20 protein-coding genes, 1 other RNA gene, 1 pseudogene and 1 riboswitch are annotated in these 19,732 nt (G+C 69.9%); of the genes and pseudogenes, 15 read left to right on the forward strand and 7 right to left on the reverse strand.

Annotated features, from left to right (window positions below; all coding sequences use genetic code 11):
- Positions 1–136: 136 nt before the first annotated feature.
- Complete coding sequence (locus ACYVF6_RS45560; RefSeq protein ID WP_460533283.1) at positions 137–583, reverse strand: hypothetical protein; 447 nt, start codon at positions 581–583, stop codon at positions 137–139.
- On the opposite strand from ACYVF6_RS45560, the pseudogene ACYVF6_RS45565 reads away from it, so the two are divergent.
- The 6 genes and pseudogenes from ACYVF6_RS45565 to ACYVF6_RS45590 form a co-directional block, all read left to right on the forward strand.
- Positions 491–862: pseudogene (locus ACYVF6_RS45565) on the forward strand (glucuronyl esterase domain-containing protein); the annotation flags it as partial. The gene ACYVF6_RS45560 and the pseudogene ACYVF6_RS45565 sit on opposite strands and share 93 nt — an antisense overlap.
- 232 nt (positions 863–1,094) lie before the next feature.
- Complete coding sequence (locus ACYVF6_RS45570; RefSeq protein WP_460533286.1) at positions 1,095–1,895, forward strand: class I SAM-dependent methyltransferase; 801 nt, start codon at positions 1,095–1,097, stop codon at positions 1,893–1,895.
- Between the two features lie 10 nt (positions 1,896–1,905).
- A complete protein-coding gene (locus ACYVF6_RS45575; protein WP_460533289.1) occupies positions 1,906–2,751 on the forward strand; it encodes a Nif3-like dinuclear metal center hexameric protein in 846 nt (281 codons plus the stop codon).
- Between the two features lie 26 nt (positions 2,752–2,777).
- Entirely contained in the window at positions 2,778–3,491 is a 714-nt protein-coding gene (locus ACYVF6_RS45580) for a zinc ribbon domain-containing protein (RefSeq protein ID WP_460533292.1), read from the forward strand.
- A gap of 33 nt (positions 3,492–3,524) precedes the next feature.
- Complete coding sequence (locus ACYVF6_RS45585) at positions 3,525–4,754, forward strand: bifunctional RNase H/acid phosphatase (RefSeq protein WP_460533295.1); 1,230 nt, start codon at positions 3,525–3,527, stop codon at positions 4,752–4,754.
- 28 nt (positions 4,755–4,782) lie between these two features.
- Positions 4,783–5,913 carry a DUF4185 domain-containing protein gene (locus tag ACYVF6_RS45590; protein WP_460533298.1) on the forward strand — a complete coding sequence of 377 codons (1,131 nt, stop codon included), beginning with the start codon at positions 4,783–4,785 and terminating at the stop codon, positions 5,911–5,913.
- A gap of 19 nt (positions 5,914–5,932) precedes the next feature.
- Here ACYVF6_RS45590 and ACYVF6_RS45595 read toward each other — a convergent pair whose 3' ends face one another.
- The 3 genes from ACYVF6_RS45595 to rnpB form a co-directional block, all read right to left on the reverse strand.
- Positions 5,933–6,832, reverse strand: a complete 900-nt coding sequence (locus ACYVF6_RS45595; RefSeq protein ID WP_460533545.1) for a phosphatase domain-containing protein — start codon at positions 6,830–6,832, stop codon at positions 5,933–5,935.
- Positions 6,832–7,905, reverse strand: a complete 1,074-nt coding sequence (locus tag ACYVF6_RS45600; protein ID WP_460533301.1) for an RNA ligase — start codon at positions 7,903–7,905, stop codon at positions 6,832–6,834. The genes ACYVF6_RS45595 and ACYVF6_RS45600 overlap by 1 nt, the downstream gene beginning before the upstream one ends.
- A gap of 318 nt (positions 7,906–8,223) precedes the next feature.
- An RNA gene (gene rnpB / locus ACYVF6_RS45605) (RNase P RNA component class A) lies at positions 8,224–8,626 on the reverse strand.
- A 94-nt stretch (positions 8,627–8,720) separates the two neighbouring features.
- On the opposite strand from rnpB, the gene ACYVF6_RS45610 reads away from it, so the two are divergent.
- Entirely contained in the window at positions 8,721–9,710 is a 990-nt protein-coding gene (locus ACYVF6_RS45610) for an ABC transporter ATP-binding protein (protein ID WP_460533305.1), read from the forward strand.
- A gap of 24 nt (positions 9,711–9,734) precedes the next feature.
- Here ACYVF6_RS45610 and ACYVF6_RS45615 read toward each other — a convergent pair whose 3' ends face one another.
- Positions 9,735–10,376, reverse strand: a complete 642-nt coding sequence (locus tag ACYVF6_RS45615; protein ID WP_460533308.1) for a TetR/AcrR family transcriptional regulator — start codon at positions 10,374–10,376, stop codon at positions 9,735–9,737.
- A gap of 44 nt (positions 10,377–10,420) precedes the next feature.
- On the reverse strand, positions 10,421–11,089 hold the full coding sequence (locus tag ACYVF6_RS45620) for a nucleoside/nucleotide kinase family protein (RefSeq protein WP_460533311.1): 669 nt from the start codon (positions 11,087–11,089) through the stop codon (positions 10,421–10,423).
- Between the two features lie 391 nt (positions 11,090–11,480).
- Between ACYVF6_RS45620 and infC the strand changes: the two genes are divergently transcribed.
- The 5 genes from infC (at position 11,481) to ACYVF6_RS45645 (ending at position 14,793) form a co-directional block, all read left to right on the forward strand.
- Positions 11,481–12,218 (forward strand): translation initiation factor IF-3, encoded by a 738-nt coding sequence (gene infC / locus ACYVF6_RS45625; protein WP_460533314.1) that lies wholly within the window; start codon positions 11,481–11,483, stop codon positions 12,216–12,218.
- Positions 12,219–12,391: 173 nt separating this feature from the next.
- Complete coding sequence (rpmI, locus tag ACYVF6_RS45630; protein WP_460533317.1) at positions 12,392–12,586, forward strand: large ribosomal subunit protein bL35; 195 nt, start codon at positions 12,392–12,394, stop codon at positions 12,584–12,586.
- 85 nt (positions 12,587–12,671) lie between these two features.
- Positions 12,672–13,049 carry a 50S ribosomal protein L20 gene (gene rplT / locus ACYVF6_RS45635; RefSeq protein ID WP_460533320.1) on the forward strand — a complete coding sequence of 126 codons (378 nt, stop codon included), beginning with the start codon at positions 12,672–12,674 and terminating at the stop codon, positions 13,047–13,049.
- Between the two features lie 106 nt (positions 13,050–13,155).
- Positions 13,156–14,061, forward strand: coding sequence for a TrmH family RNA methyltransferase (locus ACYVF6_RS45640; RefSeq protein WP_460533323.1), 906 nt, complete (start codon positions 13,156–13,158; stop codon positions 14,059–14,061).
- A 24-nt stretch (positions 14,062–14,085) separates the two neighbouring features.
- A riboswitch (SAM riboswitch) is annotated at positions 14,086–14,184 on the forward strand.
- A 12-nt stretch (positions 14,185–14,196) separates the two neighbouring features.
- The gene (locus ACYVF6_RS45645; protein ID WP_460533327.1) at positions 14,197–14,793 is read left to right on the forward strand and encodes a GNAT family N-acetyltransferase; all 597 of its coding nucleotides are present in this window, start codon (positions 14,197–14,199) and stop codon (positions 14,791–14,793) included.
- Here the strand turns inward: ACYVF6_RS45645 and ACYVF6_RS45650 are convergent.
- Complete coding sequence (locus ACYVF6_RS45650) at positions 14,750–15,295, reverse strand: GNAT family N-acetyltransferase (protein WP_460533330.1); 546 nt, start codon at positions 15,293–15,295, stop codon at positions 14,750–14,752. The two genes, ACYVF6_RS45645 and ACYVF6_RS45650, sit on opposite strands and share 44 nt — an antisense overlap.
- Before the next feature lie 86 nt (positions 15,296–15,381).
- On the opposite strand from ACYVF6_RS45650, the gene ACYVF6_RS45655 reads away from it, so the two are divergent.
- From ACYVF6_RS45655 to pheT, 3 genes are all read left to right on the forward strand, one after another.
- The gene (locus ACYVF6_RS45655; protein ID WP_460533333.1) at positions 15,382–16,023 is read left to right on the forward strand and encodes a TMEM175 family protein; all 642 of its coding nucleotides are present in this window, start codon (positions 15,382–15,384) and stop codon (positions 16,021–16,023) included.
- Between the two features lie 98 nt (positions 16,024–16,121).
- Positions 16,122–17,231, forward strand: coding sequence for a phenylalanine--tRNA ligase subunit alpha (pheS, locus tag ACYVF6_RS45660; protein ID WP_460533336.1), 1,110 nt, complete (start codon positions 16,122–16,124; stop codon positions 17,229–17,231).
- Positions 17,231–19,720 carry a phenylalanine--tRNA ligase subunit beta gene (pheT, locus tag ACYVF6_RS45665; RefSeq protein WP_460533339.1) on the forward strand — a complete coding sequence of 830 codons (2,490 nt, stop codon included), beginning with the start codon at positions 17,231–17,233 and terminating at the stop codon, positions 19,718–19,720. Before pheS ends, pheT begins: the two co-directional genes overlap by 1 nt.
- Positions 19,721–19,732 lie beyond the last annotated feature (12 nt).

Below are 19,732 nucleotides of genomic sequence, written 5' to 3' on the forward strand. Positions count from 1 at the left end.
GATCCGCATCGACGGCACGCCCGTCACCTCCCCGGAGGAGTGGTTCGGTGATCGCAAGCCGGAGATCCAGGCGCTTTTCGAGCTCCACATGTACGGCCGCACGCCCACGGCCACGGTGCCGGTCGAGGTTGACACGCTAGCGCACGACGCCGGCGCGTTCGGCGGAAAGGCGACCAGGCACGAGATCCGCCTGACGTTCGGCGGCCGTGTACGTGTCGGGCTGCTCGTCTTCCTCCCGAACGCCGAGACGCCTGTTCCGGTGTTCCTCGGGCTCAACTTCCGCGGCAACCAGATCGCCGAAGCCGGTTCGGACGACCCGGACCGTCCGAGCGACAGGTGGCCGATCGAGGAGATGGTCGAACGCGGCTACGGCGTCGCGACCGTGTGTTACGAGGACATCGATCCCGACGTCGACGACTTCGGCAACGGCATCCATCCCCTGTTCTACGAAGCGGGCCAGCAGCGCCCGGCCGACGACGAGTGGGGTGCCATCGGCGCCTGGGCGTGGGGCCTCAGCTGCGCGCTCGACTGGCTCGAGACCCAGCCGCAGGTCGACCGGGAACGCGTCATCGTGCTCGGCCACTCACGCCTCGGCAAGGCCGCGATGTGGGCCGCCGCCCAGGACCCGAGGTTCGCGATGGCGGTGAGCAACAACTCCGGCTGCGGGGGAGTCTCGCTGTCCCGCCGCCGGATCGGCGAGACCGTGGAGGCGATCACCACCCGCTTCCCGCACTGGTTCTGCAGGAACTTCGACGCGTACGCCGGCAACGAGCACGCCCTGCCGGTCGACCAGCACCTGCTGGTCGCGCTGGTCGCGCCGCGCCCGGTCTACATCGCCAGCGCCGAGGACGACACCTGGGCCGACCCGGAAGGCGAGTTCCTCGGCGGCAAGTACGCCGACCCGGTCTACCGCCTGCTCGGCACCGACGGCCTGCAGGCCGCGGAGCAGCCGCCGCTCAACCAGCCCGTCCAGAGCCGCATCGGCTACCACATCCGCCCCCGGCGGCCATGCCATGACGGCGTACGACTGGCACCGCTTCGCCGACTTCGCCGATCGCCACCTGTGAGCCCCGGCGCGGGCCTAAGCTCAACCCATGAAATCGGGGTCCGTCGCGCAGACGGAGAAACCTGTCTATCCGACCTGGATCAGGTCGTCCCGGATCGTGCTGTTCTGGGCGCTCGCCACTGGAGTCGTCGTCGCCGCGGTGGCCACCGCATATCTCCTCTGGCTCCCCGGCCTGGCCATCGCCTTGTTGGCACTCCCGTTCGTCTACATCGCGACGGTGCTCAGCGTGGTCACCTACCGGCTCGGTCCGCGCGGCGGCGACCTCCAGAACAAGATCCACCAGCTGCTCATCGACGAGGCGGGCACCGGCGGCGGCCGCCTGCTCGACGTCGGCTGCGGGAGCGGACAGCTCCTGATCCGGTACGCGAAATCGAGTCCCGGCGACCACGTCGGAGTCGACTACTGGGGCGACGACTGGGCCTACTCCAAGCAGCAGGCAGAGCGCAACGCCAAGCTCGAAGGCGTGCCGCACCTGGAGTTCGTGCACGGCAGCGCGTCCCGCTTGCCGTTCCCGGATGCCAGGTTCGCCCGCGTGGTGAGCTGCCTGACCTTCCACGAAGTACGCGAGGCCGCCGACAAGACCATCAGCATCGCCGAGGCGCTGCGCGTGCTCGAGCCGGGTGGCCGGTTCGTGTTCGTCGACCTGTTCGACGACCCGGCCTTCTACGGGGGGCGCGAGCGCGTGCTCGCGGCCGTACGGGACGCCCGCGGCGAGATCGAGTCGGTCCGGACGCTGTCGGAGATCTTCGACCTCCGGTTCCCGATGAACCAGAAGCAGGTCCTGAAGTACGCCGTCGTCGTCGCGGGGACGAGACGACCCAGCCGATAGCCTCGGCCGCATGCCCAGGCTGAAAACCGTCATCGAGGTACTCGACGAGCTCTACGACCCCCGTACCGCCCAGTCCTGGGATGCCGTCGGCCTGGTCTGCGGCGACCCGGACGCCGAGGTCGGCCGCGTGCTGTTCGCCGTCGACCCCGTGCGCGCGGTCGTCGACGAGGCGATCCAGTGGAAAGCGGACCTGGTCGTCACGCACCACCCGCTGTTCCTGCGCGGCGTGCACGGCGTCCCCGCCACCACGCCGAAGGGCAGGCTCGCGCACACGCTGATCCGCCACGACATCGCCCTGCAGGTCTGCCACACCAACGCCGACGCCGCCCGGCCCGGCGTGTCCGACGCGCTGGCCAGGGCCGTCGGCCTGGACCCGGACAGTCTTCGCCCGATCGAGCCCGACCCGGCCGATCCGGCGAAAGGCATCGGCCGGATCGGCACGCTCTCGCAGCCCGAGACCCTCGAAGCCTTCCGCCGACGCGTCGCGGCCGCGCTGCCACCCACCGCGCACGGCGTCCGCGTCGCCGGTGACCCGGCCCGCCGGATCAGCACGGTCGCGGTCAGCGGCGGCGCCGGCGACTCCTACCTCACCGCCGTACGCCAGGCCGGTGCCGACGCCTACCTCACCGCCGACCTGCGCCACCACCCGTCGTCCGAGCTGCGTGAACACGACGACGCGCCGGCCCTGCTCGACGTCGCGCACTGGGCCAGCGAGTGGCCGTGGCTGGCCGACGCCGCCGAAAGGTTGGTGCAAGCGCTCCAGGCAAGAGGCACTACGGTTGAGACTCATATCTCAACCGTGTGCACCGACCCCTGGCTGGAGCACATTCCGTCTCAGGGAGGGAGCGAGCTCTGAACGCCGACCCCGCGATCCAGCAAGCATTGCTGCAGATCCAGGCGCTGGACACCCGACTCGACCAGCTCGCCCACCGCCGCCGTTCGCTGCCGGAGGCCGCCGAAGCCGAGCGGATCGCCACCGAACGTGCCGAGCTCGAGGGCAAGCTCGGCACCGTCGAGGTCCGCCTCACCGATCTCGCTCGCGAGCAGCGCAAGGCCGAGGCCGACGTCGAGCAGGTACGCACCCGCAAGGCGCGTGACGAGCAGCGCCTGCAGGCCGGCCAGGTCGGCTCGCCGAAGGAGCTCGAAGGCCTGCAGCACGAGATCGAGACACTCAACCGGCGCCAGTCCGATCTGGAGGACGTCGAGCTCGAGGTGATGGAACGCCTCGAGGAGGCCACCACCGAGCTGGCCGATCTCCAGGCCAGGCAGACCGAGCTGGACGCCAAGCTCGCCGAGGCCGACCAGGCCAGGGACAAGGCGTTCGCCGAGATCGACGGCCAGGCCGAGGAGATCCGGACCGACCGCGCCGGCCGGGCTGCCAGCCAGCCCGAAGACCTGATGAAGCTGTACGAACGACTGCGCACGTCGCACAACGGCGTTGGTGCGGCCGAGCTGCGGCAACGGCGCTGCGAAGGCTGCCGGATGGAGCTCGACGCCACGTTCCTGAGCCAGGTCGTCACGGCACCACCCGATCGCGTACAACGTTGCGAGGAGTGCGGCCGGATCCTGGTCCGGACCCCTCAGTCCGGACTCTGACGAACCCTGACGAACTCTGAAGGCTTTGAGGCTATGACGCAACTGATCTACATCGAAGCCGACGGGGGATCGCGCGGCAACCCTGGCCCGGCGGCCTACGGCGCGCTGCTGCGCGACGCCGGCACAGGCAAGGTGCTGGCCGAGGCGGCCGAGAGCGTCGGCATCGCGACCAACAACGTCGCGGAGTACAACGGGCTGATCGCGGGCCTCCGGCTGTTCCAGGAGTTCACGCCGGACGCCGGGCTCGAGGTACGCATGGACTCCAAGCTGGTCGTCGAGCAGATGGCCGGCCGCTGGAAGATCAAGCACCCCGACATGCGGCCGCTCGCGCTGGAGGCGCGCCGCCTGGCTCCGCCGAACGTCCAGTGGACGTGGGTGCCGCGTGAGCAGAACAAGGCCGCCGACGCTCTGCTCAACAAGGTGCTCGACGGCGGTCCCGCGGTGTGGCGCTGGGTCGGCGACTCCAGCCCAAAAGCCGATCCGGCCGGCGGCGCGGCCGAGGGCGAGCTTGACTTCGGCCCCGAGTTCGGCGCCGCTGCCAGAGCTGGGACCGGGGCTGGGACTGGTGCTGCGGCCGGCGCCGAGACTGGCGCCGAGACTGGCACTGAGACTGGCACTGCGGCCAAGCGCGGCTGGGGCGAGACGATCGGCACGCCGACGACGCTCGTGCTGCTGCGCCACGGCGAAACTCCGATGTCACAGGCGAAACGGTTCAGCGGCTCCGGCGGCAGCGACCCCGCGATGACACCGCTCGGCCAGCAGCAGGTGAAGAACGCCGCCGCGCTGCTCGCCAACCGCGGCGGCATCGACGTCGTCGTGAGCTCGCCGCTGCTACGCACCCGCGAGTCGGCCGCGATGGTCGCCGAGGTTCTCGGGCTGACGTTCGAGATCGAGCCGGGCCTGGCCGAGACCGACTTCGGCCAGTGGGACGGGCTCACGTTCGCCGAGGTACGCGACCGCTGGCCCGCCGAGCTCAACGCCTGGCTGACCTCGACCGCGGTCGCGCCACCCGGCGGCGAGTCGTTCGACGCCGTGCTCGCCCGGGTGCGGCAGGCGCGCGACAAGATCCTGCGTACGTACGGTGGCCAGACCGTGCTCGCGGTGACCCACGTGTCGCCGATCAAGCTGCTGGCGTCGCTCGCGCTCGACGTGTCGACGCCGACCATCTTCCGGATGGAGCTCATGCCCGCCTCGATCACCGAGCTGCGGTGGTACTCCGACGGTGCCGCGTCGCTGCACACTTTTGGCGCAACCGCGATGTGACGTGTGATTTCGTGCCAGGCTTGGTGGCATGGAGATGTCGAAGCTCAGCAGGCGCGCGGTGCTCGGTGGTGCGGCAGGGCTGGCAGGCATGGCGGGGCTGTCCGCCCGTGCCGGGTTCGGCTCGAGGACGGCTTCCGCGGCCGCCTACCCGACAGTGGTGTCCGCGACGCCCAACGCGGCGCTGACCAACACGTTCACGCAGTACGCCAACACCGGCGGCGGCTGGACCGGCGCCGACGGCTCGTACTCAGCGAAGCTCCCGGACGGCCGGCAGCTCTGGGTCTACTCCGACACCTTCCTCGGCGAGGTGACTTCCGACGGTGGGCGCCCGCAGACCTCGCCGTTCATCAACAACTCGTTCATCGTGCAGCAGGGCAGCCGGTTGTCGACCGTGCACGGCGGAACAGCCGCCGACCCGCGCGCGGTGATCGCGCCGGAGACGCCGGACGCGTGGTACTGGGCCGGCGCGACCAAGGTGTCGGGGAACCTGCTGCAGATCGTCTACCTGGAGATGATCCGCACCGGCACGGGCATGTGGGACTGGCGCTGGAACCGCAACGTGGTCGCACGGTTCGACGCGACGACCTTGCGGCTGCTGGGCACCGCGCCCGTTCCGTCGTCGGCGAACATCCAGTGGGGGATGTGGCTGGAGAAGGTCGGCACCTACACCTATGTCTACGGCGTCGAGGACCTGCAGAACGACAAGTACCTCCATGTGGCCCGCGTACGCGGTGACGACCTGCGCGGCACCTGGTCGTACTGGACCGGCTCGGGCTGGTCTGCCGTGGAGGCGGAGTCGGCGCGCGTGCTGCTGGGGATCGGCAACGAGTTCTCGGTGACGCGGTACGGCGACTGGTACCTCCTGGTCACCCAGGACACGACCGAGATCTTCAGTGCCAAGCTGACGGCGTACTTCGGGACCAGTCCGGTCGGCCCGTTCGGTGGCAAGACGCTGCTCTACACCACGCCGGAGACCGGCCCTCTGGGCAGCTACGGGAACCCGAACATCATCTCGTACAGCATGCACGAGCACCCGGAGCTGCGCCGAGGGGACCGGCTGCTGGTCACGTACTGCGTGAACAGCCTGGACAGCAACGACCTGTATGCCGACGCGTCGATCTACCGGCCGCGCTACATCGACGTCGTGCTGAGCGGCTGAGCAGCTGGCCGGCCGGCGGTCAGAAGTCGCCGTCGGCGACCTGCAGGACGGTCAGGCCGAGCGCGCGCCACATCTCCACCACCTGGCGCCGGTCGTCGAGGACGAACTCGACGTCGCACCGGTGGCGGACGTGCTGGTCGAACAGCTCGGACTTGACGATGTAGTCCTTGCGGTTGTCGTCGTCGGCACGCATGTAGAGCGCTTCGTACGCCACGCCGACGTGCTCGTCCAGCCAGCGCGCGGTCGCCTCCCGGCCGGCCTCTTTGCGGCCCGACAGGAACACGATCGCGTAGCCGGCGCGCGCCATCGCCCGGACGACCGAGATCACTGGTGCGTTCGGCAGGTCCTCGCCGACGCGTTCGTGGTCGTACGGAGAGCGGCCGTTCATCAGCGCCGTGGTGCCGTCGATGTCGACCAGGATCGTGCGCGGCGTGCCTGCGACCGGGGCGTACGACACGTACACACCGGCCTGCTTCACCTCCTCGACGGGCAGCGGCAGCGGCCGGCTCCGGCCGGCGAGGTAGCGCAGGTGCATGTCGCGGATGCGCTCCTCACCGACCTTCCAGCCGCGCGCCTCGTCGCGCTCGAGACAGGTCTCGAGCGGCACGTTCGTCAGGTCGACGACGTGCACCTCGGCGCCGGCCGCGCGCCCGACCTGTGCGACCTGGCGGGCACTGCGCTGCGGCAGGTTCGTGTCGGAGCACACCACGCTCACCCCCGACCTGAGCAGCGCCGTCATCGCGGCGTCGCGCGCGTGGGTCACCGCCACCTCGGCGTCGGCGTAGCCGCCGTGCATCATGTCCCGGAGCAGGTCACGGTTGACCTCGGCACGGCGCTGGGGGTCCTCCCGCACCCACGCCCGTGCCCAGGTGGACTTCCCGGACCCGGGCAGGCCGCGGGTGATGTACAGCTCGACCATCACGCCACGTCCTCACTGTGGTTCACCATCGAACGGGCGCCGGACGGCTTGATCGACGCCCAGATCTTCGGCATCGGGTCCTTGCCGTCCAGCAGCATGAACAGCCAGCCACGCAACGGCGAGCGCTGCGCCTGCATGGCGTAGTCCTTACGGGAGAACCCGTCGCCGAGCCGGGCGAGCAGCGCTGTGTGCTCGTCCGTGGCGTTCGACAGGATCTCCGCCGCGGCGCTGTCGAGCTCGCCGGCCAGGTCGCGTACCCATGCGTGGAACTCGTCGGGCAGCTTCTCGCAGATCTCCGCGGCGGTCTCGCCGGCGCCGAGGCGCTCCCAGACCACGCGTGCGTTCAGGCCGGTGACGAGCCTGTGCAGGGCAACGTAAGCCGCGAGCTTGATCTTCACCTGAACGCCGGTGCCCGGGAACCGGACCACGACGCCTTCGGCGTTGTCGCGTGCGGGCATCGCCAGTGCCTCGGCCAGCGTGCGCGCGGAGAGCACGTCGGTGCGAGGCCCGGGCCAGCCCGGCACCTCGCCCGGGCCGAACGTCTGGCCGGTCTCGATGTCGACGGAGCCGAGCAGCAGCAGGTCGTCGAGCCCCATGTAGTCGACGACGATCCGGTTGCCGGGGTAGACGATCTCGAACAGGACGGTGTGCCCGGCCGGCGGCTCGAACGCGGCGTACTTGTCGCGCAGCACCTTGGTGGCGTGCAGCGCCTGCTCGGACGCGAACGACCCACGGGTCGCGATCGCCCAGCCGTCGCCGGCGCGGTAGAGGATGCCGAGCGAGCCGTCCAGCTTGTCGGTCACCTCGACGGGCGCGTCAAGGTCGAGTTGCACCTCGGCCTGCTCGCCGTAGTTGAAGAACTTCGCCCACGGCCGAGCCACGATCTGCCCCTGCTCGTCGGCGATCAGGCCGCGGCACTGGGTGGTCACGGATGTCCACGCACGTTCGTACTGCGTGTGCTCGGTGTAGTTGTAGATCAGCAGAGGCAGCTCCGGATGCCGCTGGACTCGGACGAATCCCTCGTCGACCGCGCTCTTGAGGTCGAGGGCTTCGAACAGGCCGTCCAGCTTCATCGCTACTGCGCTCCTTCTCTGGTTGGTGGATCACGTTTTCCAGTAGGAGAAGGGAACCACATGGCCAGTGGCGCAGCGTAGCGATTTTCGTTTGTATCGCTCGGCGTGAGACCCAGCCGGCGCTCCTGGGGGAGAGCGGCCGACCGGGTCCTGCAATGTCGGACGCCACACGCCGCCCACGGTTACGCGGACGCTCGGATCGACGCTGGGAAGGCTTCAGAACTCGGACACATCTTCGCCAGGTCGATGCTTCCGACGGAGCTGCCCGTTGCCAGCGGGGCGGATGCGTCTCGCCCGATCTGCTCAACCAGGGGAGGACGGACGAGCCGGGCTGTAAGCCGGATTCTGTAGTCGGCGGTCATCCATCTCGGGACGCCGTCGCCGGCGTCCTCCAGCGGCCTACCCGCAGGCATCGGACGGGCAGTCCTCGAACGCCTGCGCGAGCCGGTTGCCGTAGCTCGCGGCTCTTCTTGGCCTTGCACCAGGTGGGGTTTACCCAGCCGCCCGAGTCACCTCGGGCGCTGGTGGTCTCTTACACCACCGTTTCACCCTTACCCGCACCTCGTACCCTCGCGGGTCCGAGGCCGCTGGCGGTCTGCTTTCTGTTGCACTTTCCCGCGGGTCGCCCCGGGTGGGCGTTACCCACCACCTTGCCCTTCGGAGTCCGGACTTTCCTCGGCGACCCACAGCAGTGGGCCGACGCGACCGCCCGCCCGGCTCGTCCGCGAGCCAGCCTAGCGCTCGCCGCGCCAGAGCCCGCGCAACGGGCACGTTCAGGAGTTGTTCTGATCGCGCCCTTATGGGAGGCTCCCGATGTGGCGGTCATTCGCGTACGAGACCTGGTCAAGGAGTTCCGCCGGCCGAAGCGTTTCACCGGCCCACTTGGCGGTGTACGTACGTTGCTCACCAGGCAGTACACCACCACCCGTGCCGTCGACGGCGTGAGCTTCGACATCGACGAGGGGGAGCTGGTCGGCTACCTCGGCCCAAACGGCGCCGGCAAGTCGACCACGATCAAGATGCTCACGGGCATCTTGGTGCCAACCTCCGGCGAGCTGACCGTCAGCGGCATGACCCCGTGGAAGGACCGCGAGCGCAACGCGCGGCAGATCGGTGTGGTGTTCGGGCAGCGGTCGCAGCTGTGGTGGGATCTCCCGCTGCACGACTCGCTGAAGCTGATCGGCAAGCTCTACGACATCCCGCGTGACCTCTACCACACCAACGTCGAGCGGTTCAGCGAGCTGCTCGGCCTCCACGAGTTCCTCGACGCACCCGTACGCCAGCTCTCGCTCGGCCAGCGGATGCGCGGCGATCTCGCCGCCGCGATGCTCTACCAGCCGCGGATCCTCTACCTGGACGAGCCCACGATCGGCCTCGACGTGGTGGCGAAGGAACGCATGCGCGCGTTCGTCGCCGAGCTCAACCGGGACGAGAAGACGACCGTCATCCTCACCACCCACGACCTCGACGACGTGGAGCGGCTCTGCAGCCGGATCGTGCTGATCGACCACGGCAAGGTGCTCTACGACGGCAACGTCGACGCGCTGAAGGCACGCTACGCGCCCTACCGTGAGCTGGTCGTGCAGCTGGCCGAGGACCTCGAGACCACCTCGATCGACGTGCCGGGGGCGGAGCAGGTGCGTTCCGGCGAGGGCAAGGTCTACCTCCGCTTCGATCCCGAGCAGGTCCAGGTCGCCGACGTGATCGCCCAGGTGATGGCCCAGCACACCGTCTCCGACCTGGCGATCATCGAGCCGGAGCTCGAGGGCGTCATCCACCAGATCTACGAGCAGCGCGCCGCCTGACGAGCCCAGGCTCGAGCCGCAGCCTCAGCCCTCGTCGCCCTGAGCCTGCCAAGCCGCCTCCGCGTTCCGGAGCATCGTGGCGTCGGTGTAGAGGCCGTGGGTGAAGAGCTCCAGCGTCGGCACGGTCATCCGGCGGAGCACGTCCGGCCCGAAGCGCTCGAAGCCCAGCGCCCGCGCGAACGGCGGCGGCATGGTCAGCAACGCCACGCTCGTCAAGATGCTCAGTACGGCCAGCGCCCGCGGATCGGACGACGGGCGCATCGTGCCGTCGGAGGCTCCTGCCCGCAGGAGCGCCTCGCTGTCCTCGACCAGCGCACTCACGAAGGTGCCGGCGGCGGGCGTGTCCTCCACGATCGCTCGCGCGAGGTACTGCACATAGAGCCGGTACTCCTCGGGGCTGGAGAGGTACTCGCCGAGCAGCTCCTGCGTTCCGGCCGCATGCGCACGCTTGGTCAGTACGCCCAGGACGTACTCGTCGCAGGCGGCCCGCAGCCCTTCCTTGCTGCCGAAGTGATGCGGGATCAGGCCGACGCTGACGCCCGCGGCCGCCGCGATGGCGCGCAGGTTCGCCCGCTGGAAGCCGTCCTGGGTGAAGTGCGCGATGGCGGCGTTGCGGATCTTGGCGCGAGCGGTGAGGTCGGCGTCGTCCGGCGGTACTGAACTCATGGCTGGCAGGCTAAACATGTGTTCAGTGAGAGGCAAGTCCCAAGCTAGGCCGGCAGCAGCACGATCTCGGTCTCGGGGTTGTAGGCGACCTCGGGCGCGCCGTCGACCAGGAGGTCGGCGCGTTCCCGGGTCGCGTTCTCGGTGAAGTGCACCTGCTCGGCCGCGGCCCAGGCGTCCCAGTGCGGCTGGTAGGTCTCGCCGTCGCGGGTGATGCCGCGTTCGTACCGGATCTCCAGCGGCGCCTCGATCCAGATCTTCAGCGTGGCCTCGCCATCGACCAGCCGGGCGGCGGCGCCCACGCCTTCGAGGATCACGATCGGCCGGGCGGCGACCTCGTGCCACTCGGCGTACTCCTCGCGGTGCCAGTCGTAGCGCCGGTACCCGCCCGAACGCCCGCGGCGTAGCGGCCCCAGCACCCACTCCTCGAGCCGGTCGGTGACGGCAGGCAGCCCGCCCCAGCCCTCGTAGAACGCGTCGAGCTGGACGACCTGAACGCCGAGCGGGCCCTCCCGCATCGGGAACATCGTCAGCGGAGCCGCGCCGAGCGCGCCGCCGACGGCCCGCGCCAGCCGTCCGGCCAGCGTCGTCTTGCCCGCACCGGACGGGCCGTCGACACAGACCAGCCGTACCATGCCGAGCCTGGGCCGGGCATTCAGAATCTGCTGCGCGAGCGAGTCCAGACGGACCGATCCGACCTGTGATCCAGAGTGCACAGCGCCCTAACCTAGTCGGGCAGTCGCGCCCGGTGACCAGGGCCTGGTATCCTGACCGCTGGCCGACTCGGTGACGCATGCGCGACATCGAGTCCCAAGCGGAGGACCACCTCCCACCCGCACCGACCGACCAACGGTCGTCGGGTCCGGCCGGCCGCGGCGGATCGTGAGGTTCGCCGGCGGGCCAGCTCGATGTATCCAGCCTCCGGGCGGGAATATCGAGCGCCGGTACGTGGCTTCCGCAAGGGTTCCAAAGGAACGGCGGAAGCCTTTTTCGTGTTCCCACTTACGGGAAAGGTGCTCCGCAGTCCCGCGGAGCGGGGAACACATTGTAAGGATCGACAGGAGGATCGTCATCGCCACAGAGCTTCGCGTCAACGAGCGAATCCGGGTGCCCGAGGTTAGGCTCGTCGGACCGAACGGCGAACAGGTCGGCATCGTGCGCATCGATGATGCGCTCCGCCTGGCTCAGGAGTCAGACCTCGATCTCGTCGAGGTCGCTCCCACCGCGCGGCCGCCGGTCTGCAAGCTCATGGACTATGGCAAGTTCAAGTACGAGACTGCGCAGAAGGCCAGGGAAGCGCGACGCAACCAGGCCCAAACGCAGATCAAGGAAATGAAGCTCCGGCCGAAGATCGACCAGCACGACTACGACACCAAGAAGGGTCACGTCGTACGGTTCCTTCGCCAGGGCGACAAGGTCAAGATCACGATCATGTTCCGCGGACGCGAGCAGTCCCGGCCCGAACTGGGCTTCCGGATGCTGCAGCGGCTGTCGGAAGACGTCGCCGACCTCGGCTACGTCGAGTCGGCGCCGCGTCAGGACGGCCGCAACATGATCATGGTGCTGACGCCCCACAAACGTAAGTCCGAAGCCAAGGCAGAGGTTCAGGCCGAGAAGGCACAGCGGGCGGCCGAGCGTGAAGCAGAGCGCCAGGCCGAGCGTGCCGAACGGACCGAGGGCCACCGCACACACACGGCACCGGACGCGGAGACGGAGGCGGCGAGCAACGGCTCGAGCGCCACGACCGACTCGGCGCCCGACGTGGCGGACAGCCCTGCACCGGACGACGGCGAGCAGGCTACGCAGGCGCAGGCACCGGCTACGTCCGGTGCCAACGCCGGCTGACACGCGGTCAGCGCCGAGGCGCACTGCAGCTGTGGGTCGCGCCCGACCTCGCGGTTGGGCGTGCCCGGTCGCGCCCTGCGCGCATCACAACAAAAGATGGCAAGGACCGCGAACGACGCGGGCAGGCAAGCCCACTGGGCGCAAACAGGTACGGCGAGAAGGAACCCGAGCAGATGCCAAAGATGAAGACCCACAGCGGCGCGAAGAAGCGCTTTCGTGTGACCGCCAAGGGCAAGCTGATCTACAAGCAGAGGGGCACCGGCCACCTGAACGAGCACAAGGCGGCCAAGCGCAAGCGTCGGCTCGGTCAGCCGGCTCAGGTGTCCAAGGCTGACGCCCCGAAGATCAACAGGCTGCTCGCTCGCTAGAGCTATCGCTGTCGTCCCCGTTCGAGAACTTGATCATGCTTCCGCAGGCGGCGAAGCATGACGAACACCAGCAAGGAGTCCGCCAGTGGCACGCGTGAAGCGGGCAGTGAACGCCCACAAGAAGCGCCGCGAGGTCCTCGACAAGGCCAAGGGTTACCGCGGCCAGCGTTCGCGCCTCTACCGCAAGGCGAAGGAGCAGGTCACCCACTCCCTCGTTTACGCCTATCGTGACCGCCGCGCCCGCAAGGGCGACTTCCGCCGGCTGTGGATCACCCGGATCAACGCCGCGGCTCGCCAGAACGGCATCACGTACAACCGGTTCATTCAGGGTCTGAAGGCCGCCGGCGTCGAGGTCGATCGCAAGATCCTCGCCGAGCTGGCCGTCAACGACGCCGCGGCGTTCACCGCCCTGGTCGAGGTGGCCAAGCAGGCCCTTCCGGCCGAGGCGGAGGCTGCGGCCTGACTTCGCATCAGAGAACCAGAGACTTCGGCCGTAGGAGTCGCCGGTTAGGCACGTGGCGGCTGGCGCCGGGCTGGCAAGGCGGAGGAGGAACCAGGAGCGGCCTCCGGTGAGCGACGACAACGCAGCCAGGCCGGATGCCAGGCGTCGCGTGCCAGGCGAATCCTACGGCCGAAGTCTCTTGGGTCTGGAGCTGACCGATCCGCGCACCGGCAAGGTGATGGCGGCCCGGCGGCTCGCGAAGCGCGCATTTCGTGCGCGGGGCCGGAGGTTCTTGGCGGAAGGCCCACAGGCCGTCGGTGAGGCGCTCGGACTGCCCGGCACCGTTCGCGAGATCTTCGCGACCCGGCCGGCGCTGGAGCGCTACACCGACCTGGCCGACTCGGCCCGGGCCGCCAAGATTCCCATCAACCTCGTCTCCGGCGAGGTGTTCGCCGCACTCGCGCAGACCGTGACGCCGCAAGGGCTCGTCGCGGTCTGCGACTTTCTGGACACCTCTCTCTCGTCGATCCTGGCGGCTTCGCCGAGGCTCGTGACCGTGCTCGCGCAGGTCCGCGACCCTGGCAACGCGGGCACGGTGATCCGCTGCGCGGACGCGGCCGGCGCGGAGGCGGTCATGCTGACCGACGCCTCGGTCGACGTCTACAACCCCAAGTGCGTACGAGCGTCTGCCGGCTCGCTCTTCCATCTCCCGGTGACGGTCGACGTCCAGGCGGCCGCCGGAGTGGACGCGCTGCGCTCGGCCGGGCTGACGATCCTGGCGGCCGATGGTGCGGGCACGATCGACCTGATGGAAGCGGCCGAACGCGGGCTGCTGTCCGGTCCGACGGCGTGGATCTTCGGCAACGAGGCCTGGGGGCTGCCGGCCGAGACCCGCGCCCTGGCCGACGAGGTTGTGCGCGTACCCGTCTATGGCCGCGCCGAGTCGCTCAACCTCGCGACGGCGGCCGCCGTCTGTCTGTACGCCTCGGCGACCGCTCAGCGCAAAGCGGCCGGCACCAGCGAAGTCGGATAGCCTCTTCTCCGTTCGTCCAGAACGACCTCATCCAGAGCGACCCGAGGGACCTGGCCTGTCGACGGTCCGGCACCCGGCCCAGAAATGACCTGGGCACGGTGCCAACGCCAGGAACGATGAGAGGAACGTCTGCCCATGTCAGAGTCCTTGGTGCTCCGCCTTGCCGACCCGTCCGACGCTCCGGCCGTCGCCGCCTTGCACGCCGACAGCTGGCGCCGCCACTACCGCGGCGCGTACGCCGACGCCTTCCTCGACGGCGACGTCGTGTCCGACCGGCTCGCGGTGTGGGCCGACCGGCTCGGCGCGGGCGGCGACCCGAACGGCCAGCACACCCTGCTCGCCGAAGCGAACGGCGAGCTGGTCGGCTTCGCCCACACCATCTTCGGCAAGGACCCCACCTGGGGCGCGCTGCTCGACAACCTGCACGTGAGCCACCGTTACCAGCGCCGCGGCCTCGGCGCCCAGCTGCTCCGCCGCTCCGGTGCGGCGGTCGCCGACAGCGTGCCGGGTTCGGGGCTCTACCTGTGGGTGCTCGAGCAGAACACCCGAGCCCAGGCCTTCTACCAGGCCCTCGGCGGCACCTCCGTCGAACGTGGCGAGGTCCCGCCGCCCGGTGGCGTGCCGGGCAGGCTGAACGGTGCGCCGGCCTGCCTCCGTTACGTCTGGCCCGAGCCGGAGTCGCTGCGTCCTATGAGCCCCCACCGGGCTGGGACTTCCACTCCTCTCGGGTGATGACGTAGGTGTAGCCGGTGAACTCGATGGGGCGTCCGGCGGTTGTGGTCCGGTACGCCATTCGCTGTTCGCCGGTCTTGCGCAGCCCGAGCCGGGTCAGCAGTCTCCGTGACGCGTGGTTGAGCTCCGCCGTAGCCGTGACGACCTGCGCCACACCCAGTGCCGTGAACGCGTGTGCCAGCGCCGCCCGGCAGGCTTCCGTGGCGTACCCCTGTCCGTGGTGGCGGAAGTTGAAGACGTACCCGAGATGCAGGTCCGGCCCCGACGGTGACAGCGATACGAAGCCGATGAACGTGCCGTCCTGCAGGCAGACCGCGAGATACGACTCCCCGGTCGCGAACCACTCGACGACCTTCCGGATCTCCTCGGAGGCAGTCGGCCACGGCCGGTCATAGGCCGCGAGGCCCGATGTCTGGTACTGCCGGATCGTCTCGTGCAGCGCTTCCCAGTCGCCCGGTCGGAACTGTCGGATCAGCAGCCGTTCCGTACGCAGCGTCACCATGATGCGGCCTCCATCCCCAAGGGGGTTCCCGGAAGCTGCGGGATCGAACGTGCGCAGCGTCGCCGGCTGTGATCTGATGGCTCGCCGTGGACACCGAGCCGGAGCGGGGAGCCACCCCGCCCATCCCACCCATCCCCACATCCCGGCTGGAAGCCTTCAGTGACGGCGTGATCGCGATCGCCGCGACCCTGCTGATTCTCGAGGTGGCCCGGCCGGCCGCCGACGAAACGATCGGACGATGGCTGGGCGCCGAGTGGCCGGGTTTCACGGCGTACGCCATCAGCTTCATCACGATCGGCATCCTGTGGGTCAACCACCACGCCTTGTTTCACCTGGTGGAACGAGTGGACCGGCCCCTGCTGTTCCTGAATCTCGGCCTGCTGCTCACAATCGCGTTCCTGCCGCTGCCGACCGCGGTGGCCGGCGACCGGATCGGGGAGCCCGACGCATCCGCCGCGGTCGTGCTGTTCACGATCACGCTCGGCGCGGGCGCCACGTGGATCACGCTCATGTGGCTCTACGTGGTGCGGCACGGCCACTTGCTCGTCCCGGGCGCCCGCGGCCGGGACCGCACCGCGCTCCGCCGCTCCCTGATCGGCCCGGCGGGTTACGTCGTCGCGATCCTGCTCGCCTTGCTGTGGCCGATCGCCGGACTGCTGGTGGACGCCGCGCTGGCGGCGTTCTTCGCGTGGGCGCCCCGGCAGCTCCGCGCGGGCTCGAATACCTAGACTGTGTTTTCTCCAGCCCCCGGGCGGGCTTCGCCCGCCCCGACCCACCCCACTCCTTCTTCACGCGTAGGACTTGATGAGGGGAAAGCCCGCTGCCGATGTCTGGCCCGAACAGCAACTACGACCCGGTAGAGGTCACGCCGCTCCATGCGAGCGAAGTCGAGCGGATGCGGGACGACGCGCTGGCCGCGATCGCCGCCGCGAAGGACCTGGCCGAGCTCAAGGAGACTCGCCTCGCCCACGCCGGTGACCGCAGTCCGCTCGGTCTCGCCAACCGCGAGATCGGCGCGCTGCCGCCGCAGGCGCGCAAGGACGCCGGCATGCGGATCGGCGCTGCCCGCAAGCAGGTCACCGAGGCGCTCAAGCAGCGCCAGGTCCAGCTCGAGGAGGAACGCGAGTCGCGCATCCTCGTCGAGGAGGCGGTCGACGTCACGCTGCCGTGGGACGTACGGCCGCAAGGCGCGCGGCATCCGCTGACCACGATCCAGGAGCGGGTCGGCGACGTGTTCGCCGCGATGGGCTGGGAGATCGTCGAAGGGCCCGAGGTCGAGGCCGAGTGGCTCAACTTCGACGCGCTCAACATCCCGCCGGACCACCCCGCGCGCACCACGATGGACACCTTCTTCGTCGACCCGATCGACGCCGGCGTCGTCCTCAGAACCCACACCAGCCCGGGCCAGGCCCGCACCATGCTGTCGCGCAAGCCGCCGATCTACATCGTCTGCCCTGGCCGCGTCTACCGCACCGACGAGCTGGACGCCACCCACACGCCCGTCTTCCACCAGGTCGAGGGCTTGGTCGTCGACGAGGGCATCACGATGGCCCATCTCAAGGGCACGCTCGACCACTTCGCCCAGGCGATGTTCGGCGAGGGCCTTTCGACGCGCCTGCGTCCGTACTACTTCCCGTTCACCGAGCCGTCGGCCGAGCTCGACCTGCAGTGCTTCGTCTGCCGCGGCGAGTCGGTCGGCAACCCCGACCGCCCCTGCCGTACGTGCTCCAGCGAGGGCTGGATCGAGTGGGGCGGCTGCGGTGTGGTCAACCCACGCGTGCTCACCGCGTGCGGTGTCGACCCCGAGCGCTATTCCGGCTTCGCGTTCGGCATGGGCCTGGAGCGCACGCTGATGTTCCGCCACGGCATCGAGGACATGCGCGACATGGTCGAAGGCGACATCCGCTTCAGCTTGGCATTCGGAATGGAGAACTGATGCGCGTCCCGATCTCCTGGCTGAGGGAGTTCGTCGAGCTGCCCGCCGAGGTCAGCGCCCGCGAGATCGCCGACCGGCTGATCGCGGCCGGTCTCGAGGTCGAGGGTGTCGAGGAGGCCGGTGCCGACGTCGAGGGCCCGCTCACGGTCGGCCGCGTGCTGGAGTTCCAGGACGAGCCACAGAAGAACGGCAAGACGATCCGCTGGTGCCAGGTCGACGTGGGTGCGGGCAGCGAGCCGCGCGGCATCGTCTGCGGCGCCCACAACTTCGCCCAGAACGACCTCGTCGTGGTCGCGCTGCCCGGTGTCGTGCTTCCGGGCGGCTTCGCGATCACCGCGAGGAAGACCTACGGCCACGTCTCCGACGGCATGATCTGCTCCGAACGCGAGCTCGGCCTCGGCGACGACCACGCCGGCATCATGGTGCTCGGCCCCGACGAGGGCCGGCCCGGCGACGACGCGAAGGCGCTGCTGCACCTGCGCGAGGACGTTCTCGACATCGCGGTTACGCCCGACCGCGGCTACACCATGTCGATCCGCGGCGTGGCCCGCGAGGCCGCGACCGCGTTCGGTGTGGAGCTCAAGGACCCGGTCCGTGCACAGCTGGACGAGTTCGGCGACCCGTACCCCGTCCGCCTCGAGGACCCCGGCTGCCCGGCGTTCGCCGTGACGAGCGTCAGCGGCTTCGACCCCGACACGCCCAGCCCGCGCTGGCTGCGCCGCCGGATCCAGCTCGCCGGCACGCGTCCGCTGGCGCTGTCGATCGACATCACCAACTACGTCATGTACGAGATCGGGCAGCCGATCCACGGCTGGGACCGTGCCAAGCTGACCGGCCCGATCGTCGTACGCGCGGCGCAGCAGGGCGAGAAGCTCGTCACGCTCGACAGCGCCACCCGCGAGCTCGCAGCGTCTGATTCGTTCGAGGGGTCGGACATGGTCGTCACCGACGACACCGGCCCGGTCGGGCTCGGTGGCGTGATGGGCGGCGACTCCACCGAGCTCGACAGCCGGACGACCGACATCGTGGTCGAGGCGGCGTACTGGGACCCCGTACGCATCGCCCGCACCTCGCGCCGGCACAAGCTGTCGACCGAGGCGTCCAAGCGGTTCGAGCGCGGTGTCGACACGCAGCTGCAGGCGTACGCCGCCTACCGTGTGGCCGAGCTGCTGACCCAGCTCGGCGGCGGCACGATCGACTCGGCCGCGTTGGTCGGATCGGTGCCGGGCCGCGAGACCGTACGCCTGGCGGCCGGCCACGCCGCACAGGTCGCCGGCTACCCGATCTCCGCCGAGGTCGCCGCCCGGCGGCTGCGCGACGTCGGCTGCACGGTCGAGGCCGAGGGCGACCTGCTCGCGCTGACGCCGCCGTCCTGGCGGCCCGACCTCACCGACCCCAACGACTTCGCCGAGGAAGTGATCCGGCTCGAGGGCTACGACGCGGTGCCGAGCGTGCTGCCGGTCGCCCCGCCGGGTCGCGGCTGGACGGTCTCGCAGCGGTTGCGCCGCCGGATTGGCCTGGCGCTGGCCGGCGCCGGTTACGTCGAGGTGCTGGCGTACCCGTTCACCGGCACCGCCGACTACGACCGGCTCGGCCTGCCGGCGGACGACCCGCTGCGACGGACCGTCGAGCTGGCCAACCCGCTGTCGGACGAGCAGCCGGGCCTGCGCACCACGCTGCTGCCGGGCCTGCTCACGGCGGCGCAGCGCAACGTCGGCCGCGGCCAGACCGACCTGGCGATCTTCGAGTCCGGCCCGGTGTTCCTGCCCGGCGCCGACCAGCCGCACGCGCCCAGGCCGAGCGTCGACCACCGCCCGTCCGACGACGAGCTCGCGGGCCTGAACGCCGCGCTGCCCAGGCAACCGCGCCACCTCGGTGTCGTGCTGACCGGCGCGTGGACTCCTGCCGGCTGGTGGGGCGACGCCCGCCCGGTCTCGTGGGCCGACGCGGTGGAAGCCGCCCGGCTGGTGGCCCGGACGGCCGAGGTCGAGCTGGCCGTCCGCCAGGGTGGCCGCGCGCCGTGGCACCCCGGCCGCTGCGCCGAGCTGGTCGTCGGCACCACGGTCGTCGGGTACGCCGGCGAGCTGCACCCCAAGGTGTGCCAGGCGTTCGAGCTGCCGGCCCGTACCTGCGCGGCCGAGCTCGACCTCGACGCGGTGATCGCGGCCGCGCCCGAGGTGATCCCGGCGCCCCACTTCTCGACGTTCCCGGTCGCGAAGGAGGACGTCGCGCTGGTCGTGCCGGCCGAGGTCCCGGTCACCGAGGTCGAGGCGGCGCTCCGCGAAGGCGCGGGGGAGTTGCTGGAGTCACTGCGGCTGTTCGACGTCTACACCGGATCGCAGATCCCCGACGGCACGAAGTCGCTGGCGTTCAGCTTCCGGTTCCGAGCACCCGACCGGACGCTGACCGACGCCGAGCTCGCCACCGCGAAGCAGGCCGCGGTCGACCTGGCCGCGCAGCGCTTCGGGGCGACGCAGCGCGGTGCGTGACGGGAGTTTGAC

The organism is Flindersiella endophytica (assembly GCF_054779015.1).

Excerpts from the sequence above, each read along its gene's own strand:
- ACYVF6_RS45570 (WP_460533286.1), top strand. The coding sequence starts at position 1,095 with ATGAAATCGGGGTCCGTCGCGCAGACGGAGAAACCTGTCTATCCGACC.
- pheT (WP_460533339.1), top strand. The coding sequence starts at position 17,231 with ATGCGCGTCCCGATCTCCTGGCTGAGGGAGTTCGTCGAGCTGCCCGCC.
- ACYVF6_RS45600 (WP_460533301.1), bottom strand. The coding sequence starts at position 7,905 with ATGAAGCTGGACGGCCTGTTCGAAGCCCTCGACCTCAAGAGCGCGGTC.
- ACYVF6_RS45575 (WP_460533289.1), top strand. The coding sequence starts at position 1,906 with ATGCCCAGGCTGAAAACCGTCATCGAGGTACTCGACGAGCTCTACGAC.
- ACYVF6_RS45650 (WP_460533330.1), bottom strand. The coding sequence starts at position 15,295 with ATGGTGACGCTGCGTACGGAACGGCTGCTGATCCGACAGTTCCGACCG.
- ACYVF6_RS45615 (WP_460533308.1), bottom strand. The coding sequence starts at position 10,376 with ATGAGTTCAGTACCGCCGGACGACGCCGACCTCACCGCTCGCGCCAAG.
- ACYVF6_RS45595 (WP_460533545.1), bottom strand. The coding sequence starts at position 6,832 with ATGGTCGAGCTGTACATCACCCGCGGCCTGCCCGGGTCCGGGAAGTCC.
- pheS (WP_460533336.1), top strand. The coding sequence starts at position 16,122 with ATGTCTGGCCCGAACAGCAACTACGACCCGGTAGAGGTCACGCCGCTC.
- rpmI (WP_460533317.1), top strand. The coding sequence starts at position 12,392 with ATGCCAAAGATGAAGACCCACAGCGGCGCGAAGAAGCGCTTTCGTGTG.
- ACYVF6_RS45645 (WP_460533327.1), top strand. The coding sequence starts at position 14,197 with ATGTCAGAGTCCTTGGTGCTCCGCCTTGCCGACCCGTCCGACGCTCCG.
- ACYVF6_RS45585 (WP_460533295.1), top strand. The coding sequence starts at position 3,525 with ATGACGCAACTGATCTACATCGAAGCCGACGGGGGATCGCGCGGCAAC.
- ACYVF6_RS45590 (WP_460533298.1), top strand. The coding sequence starts at position 4,783 with ATGGAGATGTCGAAGCTCAGCAGGCGCGCGGTGCTCGGTGGTGCGGCA.